17 protein-coding genes and 1 pseudogene are annotated in these 17,262 nt (G+C 63.3%); 3 read left to right on the forward strand and 15 right to left on the reverse strand.

Features of this window, described 5'->3' with window-relative positions:
- The first annotated feature begins 28 nt into the window (after positions 1-28).
- Together leuA and VG99_RS04865 are read left to right on the forward strand one after the other, a co-directional pair.
- The gene (leuA, locus tag VG99_RS04860; protein ID WP_044498582.1) at positions 29-1,699 is read left to right on the forward strand and encodes a 2-isopropylmalate synthase; all 1,671 of its coding nucleotides are present in this window, start codon (positions 29-31) and stop codon (positions 1,697-1,699) included.
- 124 nt (positions 1,700-1,823) lie between these two features.
- Positions 1,824-2,348 (forward strand): PadR family transcriptional regulator, encoded by a 525-nt coding sequence (locus VG99_RS04865; protein WP_044498583.1) that lies wholly within the window; start codon positions 1,824-1,826, stop codon positions 2,346-2,348.
- Positions 2,349-2,433: 85 nt separating this feature from the next.
- On the opposite strand, the gene VG99_RS04870 is transcribed toward VG99_RS04865, so the two are convergent.
- The 15 genes and pseudogenes from VG99_RS04870 to trmJ form a co-directional block, all read right to left on the reverse strand.
- Complete coding sequence (locus tag VG99_RS04870) at positions 2,434-3,399, reverse strand: NAD(P)H-dependent flavin oxidoreductase (RefSeq protein ID WP_044498584.1); 966 nt, start codon at positions 3,397-3,399, stop codon at positions 2,434-2,436.
- 37 nt (positions 3,400-3,436) lie between these two features.
- On the reverse strand, positions 3,437-3,877 hold the full coding sequence (locus tag VG99_RS04875; protein ID WP_044498585.1) for a nuclear transport factor 2 family protein: 441 nt from the start codon (positions 3,875-3,877) through the stop codon (positions 3,437-3,439).
- A gap of 275 nt (positions 3,878-4,152) precedes the next feature.
- Positions 4,153-5,595, reverse strand: coding sequence for a ribosome biogenesis GTPase Der (gene der / locus VG99_RS04880; protein ID WP_044498586.1), 1,443 nt, complete (start codon positions 5,593-5,595; stop codon positions 4,153-4,155).
- 93 nt (positions 5,596-5,688) lie between these two features.
- Entirely contained in the window at positions 5,689-6,825 is a 1,137-nt protein-coding gene (gene bamB / locus VG99_RS04885) for an outer membrane protein assembly factor BamB (RefSeq protein WP_044501448.1), read from the reverse strand.
- 5 nt (positions 6,826-6,830) lie between these two features.
- On the reverse strand, positions 6,831-7,475 hold the full coding sequence (locus VG99_RS04890) for a YfgM family protein (protein WP_044498587.1): 645 nt from the start codon (positions 7,473-7,475) through the stop codon (positions 6,831-6,833).
- 35 nt (positions 7,476-7,510) lie between these two features.
- Positions 7,511-8,794: a histidine--tRNA ligase gene (hisS, locus tag VG99_RS04895; protein WP_044498588.1), complete on the reverse strand. Its 1,284-nt coding sequence runs from the start codon at positions 8,792-8,794 to the stop codon at positions 7,511-7,513.
- Between the two features lie 19 nt (positions 8,795-8,813).
- Complete coding sequence (ispG, locus tag VG99_RS04900; RefSeq protein WP_044498589.1) at positions 8,814-9,926, reverse strand: flavodoxin-dependent (E)-4-hydroxy-3-methylbut-2-enyl-diphosphate synthase; 1,113 nt, start codon at positions 9,924-9,926, stop codon at positions 8,814-8,816.
- 11 nt (positions 9,927-9,937) lie between these two features.
- Entirely contained in the window at positions 9,938-10,165 is a 228-nt protein-coding gene (locus tag VG99_RS16430) for a DUF4115 domain-containing protein (RefSeq protein ID WP_082049988.1), read from the reverse strand.
- A 511-nt stretch (positions 10,166-10,676) separates the two neighbouring features.
- Positions 10,677-10,910, reverse strand: a pseudogene (locus tag VG99_RS16435) (helix-turn-helix domain-containing protein); the annotation flags it as partial.
- Positions 10,910-11,668 (reverse strand): type IV pilus biogenesis/stability protein PilW, encoded by a 759-nt coding sequence (gene pilW, locus VG99_RS04910; protein ID WP_044498590.1) that lies wholly within the window; start codon positions 11,666-11,668, stop codon positions 10,910-10,912. The pseudogene VG99_RS16435 and the gene pilW, both read right to left, overlap by 1 nt.
- A 23-nt stretch (positions 11,669-11,691) precedes the next feature.
- A complete protein-coding gene (gene rlmN / locus VG99_RS04915) occupies positions 11,692-12,840 on the reverse strand; it encodes a dual-specificity RNA methyltransferase RlmN (protein ID WP_044498591.1) in 1,149 nt (382 codons plus the stop codon).
- Positions 12,841-12,876: 36 nt separating this feature from the next.
- The gene (ndk, locus tag VG99_RS04920) at positions 12,877-13,308 is read right to left on the reverse strand and encodes a nucleoside-diphosphate kinase (protein WP_036989372.1); all 432 of its coding nucleotides are present in this window, start codon (positions 13,306-13,308) and stop codon (positions 12,877-12,879) included.
- 126 nt (positions 13,309-13,434) lie between these two features.
- Complete coding sequence (locus VG99_RS04925) at positions 13,435-14,589, reverse strand: IscS subfamily cysteine desulfurase (RefSeq protein WP_044498592.1); 1,155 nt, start codon at positions 14,587-14,589, stop codon at positions 13,435-13,437.
- 26 nt (positions 14,590-14,615) lie between these two features.
- Positions 14,616-15,428 (reverse strand): serine O-acetyltransferase, encoded by an 813-nt coding sequence (gene cysE / locus VG99_RS04930; protein ID WP_044498593.1) that lies wholly within the window; start codon positions 15,426-15,428, stop codon positions 14,616-14,618.
- Between the two features lie 2 nt (positions 15,429-15,430).
- Complete coding sequence (trmJ, locus tag VG99_RS04935) at positions 15,431-16,210, reverse strand: tRNA (cytosine(32)/uridine(32)-2'-O)-methyltransferase TrmJ (RefSeq protein WP_044498594.1); 780 nt, start codon at positions 16,208-16,210, stop codon at positions 15,431-15,433.
- Between the two features lie 148 nt (positions 16,211-16,358).
- Here trmJ and suhB point away from each other — a divergent pair, with 148 nt between their 5' ends.
- A complete protein-coding gene (suhB, locus tag VG99_RS04940) occupies positions 16,359-17,174 on the forward strand; it encodes a type III secretion system regulator SuhB (RefSeq protein WP_044498595.1) in 816 nt (271 codons plus the stop codon).
- Positions 17,175-17,262 lie beyond the last annotated feature (88 nt).

Consider the following 17,262-nt stretch of genomic DNA (forward strand, 5'->3'; position numbering starts at 1 on the left):
GTTTCGCACACAGAACAGGATTTTCGCCATGACCATGCTCGCTGACCCATCCAGTAAATATCGTCCGTTCACCCCCATCGCCCTGCCCGACCGCACCTGGCCGGACAAGGTTATCCAACAGGCGCCGATCTGGCTGTCTACCGACCTGCGCGACGGTAACCAGTCGCTGATCGAGCCGATGGATGCGGAAAAGAAGATGCGCTTTTTCAAGTGCCTGGTGGCGGTGGGCGTCAAGGAAATCGAGGTCGGCTTCCCCTCCGCTTCGCAGACGGATTTCGACTTCGTGCGTGAGTTGATCGAGGGCGGGCATATTCCCGATGACGTGACCATCCAGGTGCTGACCCAGGCCCGCGATGACCTGATCGAACGTACCTTCGAGTCGGTCAAAGGTGCCAAGCAGGCCATAGTGCATTACTACAACGCCTGCGCGCCGGCCTTCCGCAAGATCGTCTTCCATCAGGACCAGGCCGGCGTGAAGGCGATCGCCGTTGCCGCGGGCAAGACCATTCGCCGTCTGGCTGAAGCCGCACCGGAAACCCAGTGGCGCTTCGAGTACTCCCCCGAGGTGTTCAGTTCCACCGAAACCGAGTTTGCGGTTGAGGTCTGCAACGCCGTGATTGGCGTGTTCGAGCCGACCCCGCAGAACAAGCTGATCCTCAACCTGCCGGCGACCATCGAGTGCGCTACGCCGAACAACTACGCCGACCAGATCGAGTGGTTCGGCCGGCATATCGATCGCCGGGACAGCGTACTGATCAGCGTGCACACCCACAACGACCGGGGCACCGGTGTCGCAGCGTCCGAACTGGCGGTCATGGCCGGCGCCGACCGCGTCGAGGGCTGCCTGTTCGGCAACGGCGAGCGTACCGGCAACGTCTGCCTGGTAACCTTGGCACTGAACCTGTACACCCAGGGTGTGGACCCCAAGCTCGACTTCTCCGACATCGACGCCGTGCGCAAAGTGGTCGAGGAGTGCAACCAGCTCCCGGTTCATCCCCGCCATCCGTATGTCGGCGACCTGGTGCATACCGCCTTCTCCGGCTCGCATCAGGATGCGATCCGCAAGGGCTTTGCCCAGCAGGATCCGAATGGCATCTGGGAAGTCCCCTACCTGCCTATCGATCCGGCGGACATCGGCCGCAGCTATGAGGCGGTCATCCGGGTCAACAGCCAGTCCGGCAAGGGCGGCATCACCTATCTGCTGGAACAGGAATACGGCATCAGTCTGCCGCGCCGCCTGCAGATCGAGTTCAGCCAGGTGGTCCAGGCCGAAACCGATCGCCTGGGCCTGGAGATGACGGCCGCGCAGATCCACGGGTTATTGGAGCGCGAGTATCTGCAAGCCACCAGTCCCTACGCTCTGGTTCGCCACCGCCTGCAGGAGGAAAATGGCACCAGCGCAGTGGATGTGGAAGTCCTCGACGCCGGCACTACCCAGCACTGGCGCGGCGTGGGCAAGGGCCCGCTGGAAGCACTGGTCGCCGGCTTGCCGGAGACCCTGGAGATCATGGATTACCACGAGCACGCAATCGGCTCGGGGAGCGATGCCAAGGCGGTCGCCTATATCGAGATCCGTCTGGCCAATGGCCGCCCGCTGCATGGCATTGGCATTGACGCAAACCTCACCGCGGCCAGTTTCCGCGCCCTGTTCAGCGCGTTGAACCGGGCCAAGCGCCACGCTCAGGCCCAGGCGGCCTGAACGTCCATACCGCTGCGCCGCCCAGGCAGGCCGGAGCCCGTTCCGGTCTGCCTGGGCAGTCGTGGGCTCGCTGACTCACCCCCGATGCTTGTTTTCCAGGCGGCTGCGCCACTAGAATCGCTCCATGTCCATTCAACATGCGCTGCTGACCTCGCTGCTGGAAAAACCTTCCTCCGGCTATGAGCTGGCCAACCGGTTCGATCACTCGATCGGCTACTTCTGGCGAGCAACTCACCAACAGATCTACCGCGAACTGGGCCGCATGACCGACGCCGGCTGGCTGCTGGTCGAGCATGAGCCGGCCGGTACCGGACGCCGCAAGAAAACCTACCATGTGCTTGACGCTGGCCGCGAAGAGCTGGCCCGCTGGGTGGTCGAACCCGGCACTGGCAGCGCTGACCAGGCCTTGTTGATCAAGTTGCGGGCCGAAGCGGTCTTAGGACCCTTGGGGGTGGCTAGCGAGCTGCGGCGGCTGATTGAGCAGCATCGCCAGCGCCTGCAGATGTACCGCGATATCGAGCGGCGCGACTTCTCCGATCCAGCCATGGGCCAGGCGCAGAAACTGCAGCATGCCGTGCTGCGCATGGGCATCAGGACCGAAGAAAACTGGCTGACCTGGGCCGAGGAGACCCTGCCGCTGGTGGAATGACCAGGACGGCCAACCTCCGCCCGACCAATGTGCGCCGTTGCCAGGCTGGTCGGGACGGAGTCCAGATAGGCGCAATGCGCCGGGATTACAGGGCCGCCAGACGCTCTCGCGCAGCCTGATATTCCCGCTGCAAGCGCTGGATCAACGCCGCGGCAGGCACCACCTGCTTCACCGCACCGACGCCCTGCCCGGCCCCCCAGATATCCCGCCAGGCTTTGGCCTTGGTACTGCCACCGGAGCCGAAATTCATCTTCGAGGGGTCCGATTCGGGCAGGTCGGCCGGGTCCAGCCCGCTGTTGATGATGCTCTGCTTCAGGTAGTTGCCATGCACGCCGGTAAACAGGTTGGAATAGACAATATCCGACGCGGTACTGCCGACGATCATGTCCTTGTAGGCCTGCTGGGCGTTGGCTTCCTCCGTGGCGATAAACGCCGAGCCGATGTAGGCCAGGTCCGCGCCCGCTGCCTGGGCCGCGAGAATGGTGTTGCCATTGGAAATGGCCCCGGACAGCAGCAGCGGCCCGTCGAACCATTCCCGGATCTCATGGATCAGCGCAAAGGGCGACAGCGTGCCGGCATGGCCGCCAGCGCCGGCGGCCACGGCGATCAGCCCATCGGCGCCCTTCTCGATCGCTTTTTTCGCGTAGAAGTTGTTGATCACGTCATGCAACACGATGCCGCCGTAGGAATGCACGGCGTTGTTGACGTCCTCCCGCGCGCCCAGCGAGGTGATGACTATCGGCACCTTGTACTTCACACAGAGCGCCAGATCCTGCTCCAGGCGGTCGTTGGACTTGTGCACGATCTGGTTGACCGCAAAGGGCGCAGCCGGCCGGTCCGGATGTTGGGCGTTGTATTCATCCAGCTCGCTGGTGATGCGCTGCAGCCATTGCTCGAATATCTCCACCGGCCGCGCATTGAGCGAAGGGAAGGATCCCACCACGCCGGCCTTGCACTGGGCGATGACCAGATCGGGATTGGAGATGATAAACAGCGGCGAGCCGACAACCGGGATGGACAGCCGGCCCTTGAGCAGATCAGGTAGAGACATTGTCACTCCACAGGAAAACGGGGTTGATATGAACGGGTCAGGCGCCCGCTTGACCTTTCAGCACGGCCGCATGGGGCGCCATCCGCTTGCCCATCTCCTCGGCCAGCGCCTGCAGGCCGCTGAGCGGTCGCACCATAACTTCGAATTCGAGAATCCGGCCCGCCTCGTCAAAGCGCAGCATGTCGATCCCCTTGAGCTGCTTGCCATTGACGTGGGCACTGAACTCCAGCACAGCGCTGCTGCCGTCATCGCTGACGAAGCTGCGATGGTAGGTAAAGTTCTCAAAGACCTGATTGACGTTTTTCAGCACCAACTTGATGGCTGCCTTGCCCGGGTAGGGTTGGTGCGCGACCGGTGAGCGGAACACGATCTCCTCGGCCAGCCAGGGATCGAGCTCCTCCATGGCGTTGCGCTCGAGAATGTGATGCCAGGCCTCGAGGGTGCGCTGGGCTGCCGACGATAAAAGTGTCTGTTGCATGGCTGCTTCCTTTTCACGACGTCGATCTCGACAGCCCCGGCCGCCGCCAGTCATGGGCGGAGCGGGTGCTGCATCAGGCGTCTAAATTAGCAATCCGGGCCTGGTTGTGCAACTGGTTGCATATAGGGCGTGGTGTCGGCATTGGGACAACAGAAAAGCTGGGCGCAGCAATGCGCACCCGAGAAGGAAGATAGGCGATGGGCAGGCAATGGGGAGTTACATCGAGGAAGAGAACCCCACGCAGCCGCGTGGGGTTCCTGGGGTAAAGCAGACTGTCAGCGCTTGTCCTTGCGCTTTTTCTCGGCCTTCTTGTGATGGCTCATCAGGCGACGCTTCTTGTTCACCTGACGCTCGGACAGCTTGTTCTTCTTCTCCGCAAAGGGGTTGTCGCCGCCCTTGTACTCGATACGGATCGGCGTGCCGGACAATTTGAGCACCTTGCGAAAGATGTTTTCCAGGTAGCGGGTGTAGGAGCGCGGCACCGCGTCCACCTGGTTACCGTGGATGACGATGATCGGCGGGTTGGAGCCACCCAGGTGGGCATACCGCAGCTTGATGCGGCGGCCATTGACCAGCGGCGGCTGATGCTCGGCCACGGCAGCTTCAAGAATCTCGGTCATGCGCTTGGTCGGGATTTTGGTCATGGCGCTTTCATAGGCCTGATCCACCGACTTGTAGAGTAGCCCTACCCCGCTACCATGCAGCGCGGAAATGAAGTGCTGATCGGCAAACTGGGTGAAGATCAGCCGGCGCTCCAACTCCTTCTTGACGTATTCCTTCTCGCCCTGCTCCATGCCATCCCATTTGTTGATGGCAACCACCAGGGCGCGGCCGGATTCCAGCACGAAGCCCAGCAGGTGCAGATCCTGCTCGACGATGCCGTCCCGGGCGTCGACCACGAAGATCACCACGTTGGCATCCTGGATCGCCTGCAGGGTCTTGATCACCGAGAACTTCTCGATGGCCTCGAATACCTTGCCGCGGCGGCGCACACCGGCAGTGTCGATCAGGGTGTAGGGCTTGCCATGGCGTTCGTAGGGGATATAAATGCTGTCCCGGGTGGTGCCGGCCTGGTCGAAGACCACCACCCGATCCTCACCCAGCATGCGGTTGACCAGGGTGGACTTGCCGACGTTGGGCCGGCCAATGATCGCGATCTTGGTGCCGATCGGGGTGACCGGCAGGCGTTCGATGGGATTGCCTTCTTCATCAAGCTCTACGGTCTGGATGTCGCCCTTGACCAGCACCGCTTCGAGCATCGGATTGATATTGCGCCCGTGCGCTGCGGCGATACCGATCGGCGCGCCCAGGCCCAACGCCGCAAACTCACCGACAATGGAGTCCGGATCAGCTCCGTCGATCTTGTTGGCAATCAGGAAGGTGTGCTTGTCGCGCTTGCGCAGATGCTCGGCGATCATCTCGTCGCCGGCGGTGCGGCCGGCCCGGGCATCGACCAAAAACAGCACCGCGTCCGCTTCTTCGATGGCCTGCAGCGACTGCCCAGCCATCAGCGTATCGATGCCGTTCTCGTCGCCAGTCAGGCCGCCGGTGTCCACGACAATGAAGGGCTGACCCTGCCAGACGGCTTCGCCATACTGGCGATCACGGGTCAACCCGGCCACGTCGGCGACTATGGCGTCACGACTTTTGGTCAGACGGTTGAACAACGTGGATTTGCCGACATTCGGCCGGCCCACCAGGGCAATGACAGGAACCATGATTACTCCGCGCACCTTTTGGCGCCAAACAAAAACAAAAAGGCCGCTGCTCCTTCAGTGGGCAGCGGCCGGAAAGTATAACCTGTTTCGACTTCAGCGCAGCTGGTAAGCCGCCAGATCACCGCTGTTGCCATACACATAGAGGGTATCGCCCTGCACAATCGGCGTTACCCGGACACCCTTGCTGTCTACGCGCACCCGGCCGACCAACCGTCCGTCGGTCTGCGCCAGCAGATGCAGGTAGCCTTCGAAGTCCGCCACGGCGACGTAGCTGCTGAAGGCGGCCGGCCCGGTGAGCTGGCGCCGCTGCAGGCTGTCGTTGGTCCACAGCGGCGAGGCGCGATTCTGGTCGTAGGCTTCAACGACACCGCCGGCTTCGGTCAGGTAGACGCTACCGAAACCCACCGCGGCACCCGCATGGCTGGATGCCGGACGCTGCCAGCGAATGGAGCCGGTTTCAGCGTCCATGGCCACCAGGTTGCCCTGATAGGTCGCGGCGTAGAGCACCTGATCATCCAGTGTCAGCCGACCGTCAATGTCGACCATACGCTCAAGCTCCGAGCGGCCGACCGGTTGGGCGATCCGCTGCTCCCAGAGGGGAATGCCGTTCTGTGCGTCCAGGGCGACCACGCGGCCGCTGGCCAGGCCGGCATACACGCGGTGCAGCGAGACGATCGGGGTGCTGTGACCACGCACGGTCAGTACCGGCAGGCTGGACTCATACAGCCAGCGCTGCTCACCGGTACCGATATCCAGCGCAACCAGTTTGTCGTCCTGGGTCTGCACCACCACCACGTCACCATTGGTCTGCGGCGGCGCCAGCACTTCGCTGGACACCTGGGCGCGCCAGAGCTCGCTGCCATCGGCCTCGTCGAGGACGATGACCAGGCCGCTGAGCGTGCCCAGCATGACCCGGCCACCACCGGCACCCACGGCGCCCGACAGCGGCTCCTTCAGCTTGACCTGCCAGTTGACCGCGCCGGTGTCCCGGTCCAGGGCAACGACCCGGCCCTTGGCATCGGCGGCGTACAGGGTCAGACCATCAAGCGTCGGCTGGAGCTTGTTGAACAGCTCGCCCTGGCCCACGCCAATGTTACGTTTCCAGCTGCGCTCCAGTTGGACCTCAGCATCGAATTTTTCCAGTTCTGCCGGGGGCAGCTCCTTCTTGCCGGAACTACCACAGCCGACCAGCAGCAGGGCAGCGAGCCCGGCAGCCAGAGTTCGGGACATCAGCTTCAAGAGGCTTCCTCCGCCAGGTCATCCAGTTTCAGCTGCAATTGCGGCCGGGTACGTGGGTCGGTAGTGGCTTGCAACGCGGCCTGATAGGCCTGGCGTGCATCAGCTACCCGGTCCAGGCGCAACAGCAGGTCGCCACGCACTTCTTCGCGGCTGGCCAGCAGCTCGCCGGTTACCGGCTCATTGAACAGCTCGAGTGCTTCCTCGGCGCGCTCCAGCTGACCCAGCACGCGGGCCAGGCGCTGACGCGCAATTTCCTGCAGGGCCGGATCATCGCCATCATCGGCAACGTCGCGCAGCAGCGCTTCAGCCGCGACAAAGTCTTCCGCTTCCACCGCCAGGCGGGCCTGCATCAGGGCCGCATAGCTGGCGTAGCGCGTGCCGGGGTAATCCTTGCGCAGGGTTTCTGCCAGCTCGGCGGCGCGGGTGCGGCCGGCCTCGCTGTCCTCTTCCAGCACGCTTTCGAGCATGCTCTGGTAGACCGCCGAGGCATTGCTGGCCTTGTTCTCCTGGTAGTTGGTCCAGCCGTTCCAGCCGAATACCCCGGCCAACGCCAGGACCACACCGGTCAGTACGGGCACACCGTGGCGGTGCCAGACTTCCTTGATCCGTTCTACCTGTTCTTCTTCTGTCTGGTAACTCACCCTGCTCTCCTATACCGCATCCGATTGATTCGCCGTTACTGCAAAACCCTGCGCAGTTGCTCCGGCACCGCATCCCAGGCCAGCGTCAACTGCTCGCCGTCCCCGCGCAGGGGCTTGAAGCCGACCTGGCCCGCTGCCGCTTCCGCGTCACCGAGGATCAGCGCATACAGCGCGCCGGACTTGTCGGCCTTCTTGAACTGACTCTTGAAACTGCCGCCGCCACAATGCACTACCAGACGTATGCCGGGCAAGGCGTCGCGCAGCTGTTCGGCCAGACGAATGGCCGGCTGCTGCGTCTCGGCACCCAGGGTGACGAGATAGACATCAATCTGCCGGGACAGTTCGGCGGGCACCTTGCCCAGGGTCTCGATCAACAGCAGCAGCCGCTCGACACCCATGGCGAAGCCGACCGCCGGTGCCGGCTTGCCGCCAAGCTGCTCGACCAGACCGTCATAACGGCCGCCGGCACAGACGGTGCCCTGGGCGCCCAGACGATCGGTCACCCATTCGAACACCGTCAATCCGTAATAGTCCAGCCCGCGGACCAACCGCGGGTTGACGACGTAAGGGATGCCGGCCGCATCCAGCAAGGCACGCAGGCCCGCAAAATGGTCACGCGCCTCGTCATTCAGATAGTCGGCCAGCTTGGGGGCATCGGCCAGCAGCGCCTGGGTGTCAGGATTCTTGCTGTCCAGAACCCGCAGCGGATTGCTCTCGAGCCGGCGCTGGCTGTCCTCATCGAGCTGGTCGAAGCGTTCGCGCAGATAGGCCACCAGGTCGTCCCGGTAACGGGCCCGATCGGCACTGGAGCCCAGGCTGTTGAGTTCAAGAGTAACCGCCTCGTCCAGCCCGAGCATGCGCCACAGCCGCCAGCTGAGGATGATCAGCTCGGCATCGATGTCCGGGCCGCCCAGGTTGAAGGTTTCCACGCCTACCTGGTGGAACTGGCGGTAACGCCCTTTCTGCGGCCGTTCATGGCGGAACATCGGTCCGGTGTACCAGACCTTGTGGCTGACGCCGCCGCCCAGCAGGCCATGCTCGAGCATCGCCCGGACACAGCCGGCGGTGCCTTCGGGGCGCAGGGTCAGGGAGTCACCATTACGGTCGGCAAAGGTATACATTTCCTTCTCGACGATGTCGGTGACTTCACCGATGGAGCGCTTGAACAGTTCAGTCGGCTCGACGATGGGCAGTCGGATCTGCTGATAACCGTAGCCGGCCAGAACCTTGGCTACGGTGCTTTCAAGATATTGCCACAGGGCGCTGTCGGCGGGCAGGATGTCGTTCATGCCGCGCACGGCTTGCAGGTTCTTCAAAATCGTTTTCCTTGTCAGCGGCTCAGCCGCGGGCGATGGTGTTGTCGTCCAATGCCTGCTTGGCGGCCACCTTGTCGCGAATCAGTTTTTCCAGGCGGTCCACCATGTCATCGTTGGTCACCTTCTGGCTCGGCGCCCCGTCGACATAGACCAGGTTGTTCGGCGAGCCACCGGCCAGGCCGATGTCAGCTTCCTTGGCTTCGCCCGGACCATTGACCACGCAGCCGATGACGGCCACGTCCAGCGGCACCACCACATCGTCCAGGCGCGCTTCCAGCTCGTTCATGGTCTTGACCACATCGAAATTCTGCCGCGAGCAGCTCGGGCAGGCAATGAAGTTGATGCCACGGGAGCGCAGACGCAGGGACTTGAGAATATCGAAACCGACCTTGATCTCCTGGACCGGGTCGGCTGCCAGCGAAATGCGAATGGTATCGCCGATGCCTTCGGCCAGCAGCATGCCCAGGCCGACCGCGGACTTCACGGTGCCCGAACGCAGGCCGCCGGCCTCGGTGATACCCAGGTGCAGCGGCTGGTCGATCTGGGCAGCGAGCAGACGATAGGCACCAACGGCCATGAATACGTCGGAGGCCTTGACGCTGACCTTGAAGTCCTGGAAGTCCAGCTTGTCGAAATGATCGACATGGCGCAGCGCCGACTCCAGCAGGGCTTCGGGGGTTGGCTCGCCGTACTTCTTCTGCAGGTCCTTTTCCAGCGAACCCGCGTTGACGCCGATGCGGATCGGGATGCCGTGGTGACGCGCCGCGTCGACCACCGCGCGGATGCGATCCTCGCGGCCGATATTGCCGGGGTTGATGCGCAGGCAATCAACGCCCAGCTCAGCCACCCGCAGCGCGATCTTGTAATCGAAATGGATGTCCGCCACCAGCGGCATGTTGACCTGCTTGCGGATTTCGCCGAAGGCCTCGGCGGCCTCCATGCTGGGTACCGATACGCGGACGATGTCGGCACCAACGGCTTCCAGTTGGCGGATCTGCGCCACCGTGGCCGCAACGTCGCAGGTCTCGGTGTTGGTCATGCTCTGCACCGAAATGGGTGCATCGCCGCCAACCAGTACCGAGCCCACGCGAATCTGGCGGGACTTTCTGCGTACGACCGGGGATTGCTGATGCATTGCGTTACCTCTTACTGGCCCAGTCGAAGCCGGGCGACGCCGGAACTGGCGTTGGCCCGGAGTTCGACTGGTTGCCCGTTGTATTCAATCGTCGCCACGGCATTGGCGGCGCCTATCACCAGATCCAGCGGGCCCTGGCGGTCGATATTCAGTGTCTCGCCCTGCTGCATCTGGCGACTGTGCAACACCCGTCCCCCGGTGGTGCTGACCTGCACCCAGCAATTGTCGGAGAAGGTCATTACCAACCCGCCCTGGCTCGCGGCTGCAGGAGCTGGGGCAGCGGCAGGGTCTGCAGCGGGTGCGCTCACCGGGGCCGCCGCCGACGGCGCAGGCGTCTCCGCCGCTGGGCTGGGCTGCACCTGCGCTGGCTCCCCGGCCGCTGCCGGTTCGACAGGCTGGCGCGGTGGCGCCCTCTGCCGGCTCGCTCAGCGCTTCATCCGCCACGGCCGCGTCCGCGTTCGGCTCATCGCCAAAGGAGGAAGTGAAGCTGTCGGGGGGCAACATCGAGTCGACCTGGACCTCGTCCAGGGTGCCCGGCTCGGCCCCCCGGCTGGGCGTCTCGCGGCTGTCATTCCACCACCACAGCCCGAGGGAGACCATGATCAGGATAATCAGCAGCGTGCTGACGGTCATGACCACGCGCGCGCCACGCTTGGGTTTGACGTCTACCTTGTCGATGGTGTGCACGCTGCTCTCGCGGCTGTTGATACCCACGTAGCGGTCGTACTGCTCGACGAACCTTGCCGGGTCAAGTTTGAGCAACCGGGCGTAGGCGCGTACGTAACCGCGGGCGAAGGTATCGCCCGGCAGCCGCTCGAAGCGGCCGGCCTCCAGGTAGCCCAGCGTGGCCCGGGTCAGACGCAGGTGGGTTGCCACCTCGTCCGCGGTAAAGCCGACACGCTCCCGCTCGGCGCGCAGCACCTCGCCGGGGTTGACTCGTCCGGCCTGTTCAGCGCCGGTTGTTGTTCCCACTTCATCCGCCATCAGGACTGCTCCGACTCAAGCAGGGCGCGGGCTTCCGGGCTGGCCGGATACAGCCGGCGCAGCTGCAGTGCATAACTGGCGGCGCGATTGTGATCATTGAAGCGCCGCGCCAGTTGAACCCCCAACCACAGGCTCGGCGCGTTCTGCGCCGACATCTGGCTGAAGCTCAGGTAGTAGTTCCATGCCGGCACGTAGTTCTGCTCGGCAAACTCGATACGGGCCAACTCCAGCAGTGCCAGCGGTTGGCGACTGTTCAGCCGCAGCGCGCGCTCGAAGCTCGCCTTGGCTTCCTCGGTCTGGCCGAGTTGCTTGTAGGTCAGCCCGAGGTTCTCGAATACCCGGGAGCGCTCGACGTAGAGGGTATCGGTGACGGCCCGCTGAAAATGCTTGAGCGCCTCGTCATGGCGCCCTTCCTGCAGCAGGAAGGCGCCGTAGTTGTTCAGGATCCGGGCGTTATCCGGGGCCGAGGCCAGGGCTGCGCGAAAATGCTTGTCCGCCAATGGGGCCTCGCCTTCCTGCTGGAAGACCAGCGCCAGGGCGACGTTGGCCGACTCGGAACGGGGATCGAGCTTCAGCGCCTCGCTCAGCGGTGCCTTGGCCCGCTCGGTCTCGCCCTTCTGCAGATAGCCCAGGCCCAGCTGGATATAAGCGTCCCGCGCTTCGGCGGGATCGGTCTTGCGAGTCGGCTGATCACTGGTGGTCACACAGCCACTGAGCGCCAGGCTCAGTAACCAGATCACGACAATATGCTTGCTCATCACAATCGTTCCTCGGCTGGATGTTATCGGCGATTTGTCGACGGCGTAACCTCAGCTGGCCCTTCGGCAAGCTGGCGTACCGCAATGTAGCGTTCACTGCGCCGGGTCTTGTCCATGACCTGGCCGACCAGCTGTCCGCAGGCTGCATCGATATCCTCCCCCCGGGTGGTGCGCACCGTGACGTTGTAGCCGGCGTTGTGCAGCATATCCTGGAAGCGGCGGATGGCATTGTTGCTCGGCCGTTCGTAACCGGAATAGGGGAAAGGGTTGAAGGGAATCAGGTTGATCTTGCACGGGGTTTCCCGCAGCAGCTCGATCAGTTGCCGGGCGTGTTCCGGCTGATCGTTGACGTCCTTGAGCAGGGTGTACTCGATGGTCAGGTAGCGCTTTTCACCCAGCCCGGCAATGTACTTGTTGCAAGCCGGCAACAATACCGACAGGGGGTACTTCTTGTTCAGCGGCACCAGCTGGCTACGCAGCTCATCATTGGGCGCGTGCAGCGACAGGGCCAGGGCCACGTCGGTCACCTGCCCCAGCTTCTCGATCATCGGCACCACACCCGAGGTGGACAGGGTCACCTTGCGCTTGGAAATACCATAGCCCAGGTCGTCCATCATCAGCGTCATGGCGTCGATAACGTTGTCGAAGTTGAGCAGCGGCTCACCCATGCCCATCATCACCACGTTGGTGATGGCCCGGTCGACCTTGGCCGGCACGGTACCGAAGGACTTGTTGGCGATCCACACCTGGCCGATGATCTCGGCGGCCGTCAGGTCGCTGTTGAAGCCCTGCTTGCCGGTGGAGCAGAAGCTGCAGTCCAGCGCACATCCCGCCTGGGATGAGACACACAGGGTGCCGCGGCCATTCTGCGGGATGTACACGGTTTCGACGCAGCTGCCAGATGCCACGCGCACCACCCACTTGCGCGTGCCATCCTTGGAAATATCTTCGCTGACCACTTCCGGGCCGCGAATCTCGGCGCGGGCCTTGAGCTTGTCGCGCAGGGCCTTGCCGACATTGGTCATGTCATCGAAATTGTCGACACCGAAGTGATGGATCCACTTCATGACCTGCCCGGCACGAAAGCGCTTCTCCCCGAGCTCTTCGAAAAAAGCTTCCAGTTTCGGCTGTGTCAGGCCCAGCAGGTTGATCTTGCCGGTGGTCTCAGTCATTGCAATCCATCACTCAGTTGGTGTCTTGGGCAGGGCTCAGCGGGTGCGCTGGCACAGCTCGGTTTCGGCGAAGAAGTAGCCGATTTCGCGGGCAGCGGAGGTAGTGGAGTCCGAACCGTGAACGGCGTTGGCATCGATGGACTCGGCGAAGTCGGCACGGATGGTACCGGCAGCGGCTTCCTTGGGGTTGGTCGCGCCCATCAGGTCACGGTTCTTCAGTACTGCGCCTTCGCCTTCCAGCACCTGGACGACAACCGGGCCGGAGGTCATGAAGCTGACCAGATCCTTGAAGAAGGGACGCTCTTTGTGCTCGGCGTAGAAACCTTCGGCGTCTGCCTGGGACAATTGCACCATCTTGGCCGCAACAATGCTCAGACCGGCCTGCTCGAAGCGGCTCAGGATCTGACCAATCACGTTCTTGGCAACGGCGTCGGGCTTGATGATGGACAGGGTACGTTCTACGGCCATGTAACTCTCCAGAAAAGGGATTTGGTGATAAATAGCAGGGTTGTCAACCCGCAGATTATACGCAGGTTGACTGCAAATACGTAACAGGCGTGGCAATCGAGTTGCAACGCCGTATTAACCGCTTCGTCAGTTGCTCTGGCGTAGGCGCTCCACCGCCTTGCACAGCACCTCGGCGGCATGCTGCACGTCCTCTTCGGTGCTGAAACGCCCCAGTGACAGGCGGATGGAGCTGTGGGCCAGGTTGTCCGGCAAGCCAATGGCGCGCAGCACATAGGAGGGCTCTACCGAGGCCGAGGTACAGGCCGACCCCGTGGACAGAGCCAGGTCGCGCAGGGCCAGCAGCAGCAACTCGCCATCCACGCCGGCAAACGCCAGGTTCAGGTTATGCGGCACGCGGTGCTCGGTCGAACCGTTGAACGAGACGCCTTCGAGTCCTGCCAGACCTGCCAGCAGCCGATCACGCAGCGCGCTGATCCGCTGGGTCTCGGCCTGCATCTGGCTGCCGGCCAGGGCAAAGGCCTCGCCCATGCCGACCAACTGATGAGTCGCCAGGGTACCCGAGCGCATGCCCCGCTCATGACCACCCCCATGGATCAACGCCTCGATGCGCACATCCGGCGAGCGCCGTACATAGAGCGCGCCAACGCCCTTGGGCCCGTAGCTCTTGTGGGCACTGAAGGACATCAGGTCGACCGGCAACTGCTTGAGGTTGATCGGCAATTTGCCGGTAGACTGCGCCGCATCGACATGGAACAGGATGCCCCGCTCGCGCACCAGGGCGCCGAGAGCGGCAATATCATTGATGACGCCGATCTCGTTATTCACGTGCATCAGCGACACCAGGATAGTGTCTTCCCGCAGTGCTGCCTGCAACTGCTCGACACTGATCAGGCCCGCCGCGTCCGGCTTGAGATAGGTGACTTCGAAGCCCTCGCGCTCCAGCTGGCGACAGCTGTCCAGCACCGCCTTGTGCTCGATCTGCGAGGTAATGAGGTGGCGGCCGCGGTCGGCGAAGGCATGGGCGACGCCCTTGATCGCCAGGTTGTCCGACTCGGTCGCCCCGGAGGTCCAGACAATCTCGCGCGGGTCGGCACCCACCAGGTCGGCGACCTGGCGCCGGGCCAGCTCGACCGCTTCCTCCGCTTGCCAACCATACAGGTGGGAGCGCGAGGCCGGGTTGGCAAAATTGCCGTCCATGGTCAGGCACGCACACATCTTCTCCGCCACCTGCGGGTCGACGGGTGTGGTGGCGGCGTAATCCAGATAGATCGGTAATTTCATGGCTAGGGTTGGTTCCGGTTAAGGTGTCAGCGCGATGCGGGCGAGTCGGCCTGGGACGATGGCGGCTCGATGTCGGCGTCGTCCATGAGCGCTTCAAAATCCTCGGTATCCAGCTTCGGCAGGTCGCGGGCGCAATAGTCGCTGCCCAGCTCGTTCAGGGCCTGGCACATTCCCTCGATACGGCCGTCCACCGCGTGCATGTGGTCGAGCATGAGCCCGATGGCGCGGGCCACCGGGTCAGGCGTGTCGCGGGTGACGCCGTAGGCATCGAAGCCGATCTTCTCGGCCATCGCCTGGCGCTTGACCTCCTGTTCACTGGCCGCCTCGTCCTTGACGATGATGCGCCCCGGAATACCCACCGCGGTCGCTCCCGCCGGCACGGCCTTGGTCACCACCGCATTGGAACCGATCTTGGCCCCCTTGCCCACGGTAAAGGGACCGAGCACCTTGGCCCCGGCCCCGACCACCACGCCATCTTCCAGCGTGGGGTGGCGCTTGCCCTTGTTCCAGCTGGTGCCGCCCAGGGTCACCCCCTGGTACAGGGTCACGTCATCGCCGATTTCAGCGGTCTCGCCGATGACCACGCCCATACCGTGGTCGATGAAGAAGCGCCGGCCGACCCGGGCGCCCGGGTGAATCTCGATACCGGTCAGCCAGCGCCCCAGGTTGGATACCATCCGCGCGAGCAGGCGCGCATCCCGCACCCACAGGCAGTGGGCCAGGCGGTGGAACCAGATCGCATGCAGACCGGGATAGCAGAGCACCACTTCGAGCTTGTTGCGCGCCGCCGGGTCCCGGTGAAATACGCTGGCGATATCTTCCTTCATCCTGTCGAACATGCTCAACGCCTCCGCGCACCGGACGCCTGGACGCCGATGGTCTTCTGGGTTTCGGTCAGTATGCCGCGCAGTATGTTCATCTCGACCAGATTGGGGTGGGCCCGTCCAAACAGCCGGCGCAAACGGGGCATCAGCTTGCGGGGGTGCTCGGGGTCAAGGAAGCCGATCTCGATCAACACCTGCTGCAGATGGGCATAGAACTGTTCCATCTGCTCGGCGGTAGCGGGAATCTCGTTATCCAGCGCAGTGGTTTCCAGCTTGCGCATCTTGGTCGGCTGGCCCTGGCGCTGCAGGCTCTGCATGCGCAATTCGTAGGCCAGCACCTGCACCGCGGTGGCCAGGTTCAGCGAGCTGAAATCCGGGTCCGAGGGGATATGCACATGGAACTCGCAGCGCTGCAACTCGTCACTGGTCAGGCCCGAATCCTCCCGGCCGAATACCAGCGCCACCGGGCCAGCGGCGGGGCCCTCCAACTGGTCGAGCACCTTGTCCGCCGCTTCCCGGGGATCGACCACCGGCCAGGGGATGCGTCGGTCCCGGGCGCTGGTGCCCAGCACCAGTACGCAATCGGCGACCGCTTCCTCGAGGGTCGCCACGACCCGCGCCTTGGCCAGCACATCATCGGCGCCCGAGGCTCGGGCGTTGGCTTCCGGGTCGGGGAAACGCTGGGGGTCGACCAAGACCAGCTGACTCAGCCCCATGTTTTTCATGGCCCGCGCTGCGCCGCCGATGTTGCCGGGATGACTGGTATTGACCAGGACCACGCGAATGTTGTCGAACACGGACACTCCAGGATTGCACTACGGGCGGAAGAGCCCTACATCTTACTAAAATCCACCCCCCACTGACTACGATGGTTTTTTTCATGTCTTGCGCCAACTCTGCTATAATTTCCGGCTTTTCGTACTTCCATTCTAGAGATACCCCCGTATGCAGCCCATGTTGAACATCGCCCTGCGCGCCGCGCGCAGCGCCGGAGAATTGATCTATCGCTCCATGGAACGGCTGGATGTCCTGACCGTCAGCGAGAAAGAAGCTAACGATTACGTCAGCGAAGTGGACCGGGCTGCGGAACAGGCCATCATCCAGCAACTCCGCAGGACCTACCCCGATCACGGCATCCATGCCGAGGAGTCTGGCTTCCAGCCCGGCCACGGCGAAGGTGCCGACATCGTCTGGATCATCGACCCGCTGGACGGCACCACCAACTTCCTGCGTGGCGTGCCGCACTTCGCCGTAAGCATCGCCTGCCGCATCAAGGGCCGCATCGAACACGCGGTGGTACTGGATCCGGTACGTCAGGAAGAATTTACCGCCAGCCGTGGCCGCGGTGCTGCATTGAATGGCAAGCGCCTGCGCGTCAGCGCGCGCAAGAGCCTGGAAGGCGCCCTGCTCGGCACCGGCTTCCCATTCCGTGAAGACCAGACCGAATCGCTGGATAACTACCTGGGCATGTTCCGCAGCCTGGTTGGCCAGACCGCCGGCATCCGCCGCTGCGGCGCCGCCAGCCTGGACCTGGCCTATGTGGCCGCCGGCCGCTATGACGCCTTCTGGGAATTCGGCCTGGCGGAATGGGACATGGCCGCAGGCAGTCTGCTGATCCAGGAAGCGGGTGGCCTGGTGAGCGACTTCACCGGCGACAACCACTTCCTGGACAAGGGCCATATCGTGGCGGGCAACCCGAAGTGTTTCAAGGCCGTGCTGACCGCCATCCAGCCGCACCTGCCGGCCTCGATGAAGCGGTAAGGGCAGCTGAAAGCTTGAAGCTTGAAGCTTGAAGCTTGAAGCAAACCCAAAGAAAAACCCCGGTACAGCAAGGCTGCCCGGGGTTTTC

It is taken from the genome of Pseudomonas saudimassiliensis (assembly GCF_000939975.1).
Lineage (GTDB): Bacteria > Pseudomonadota > Gammaproteobacteria > Pseudomonadales > Pseudomonadaceae > Halopseudomonas > Halopseudomonas saudimassiliensis.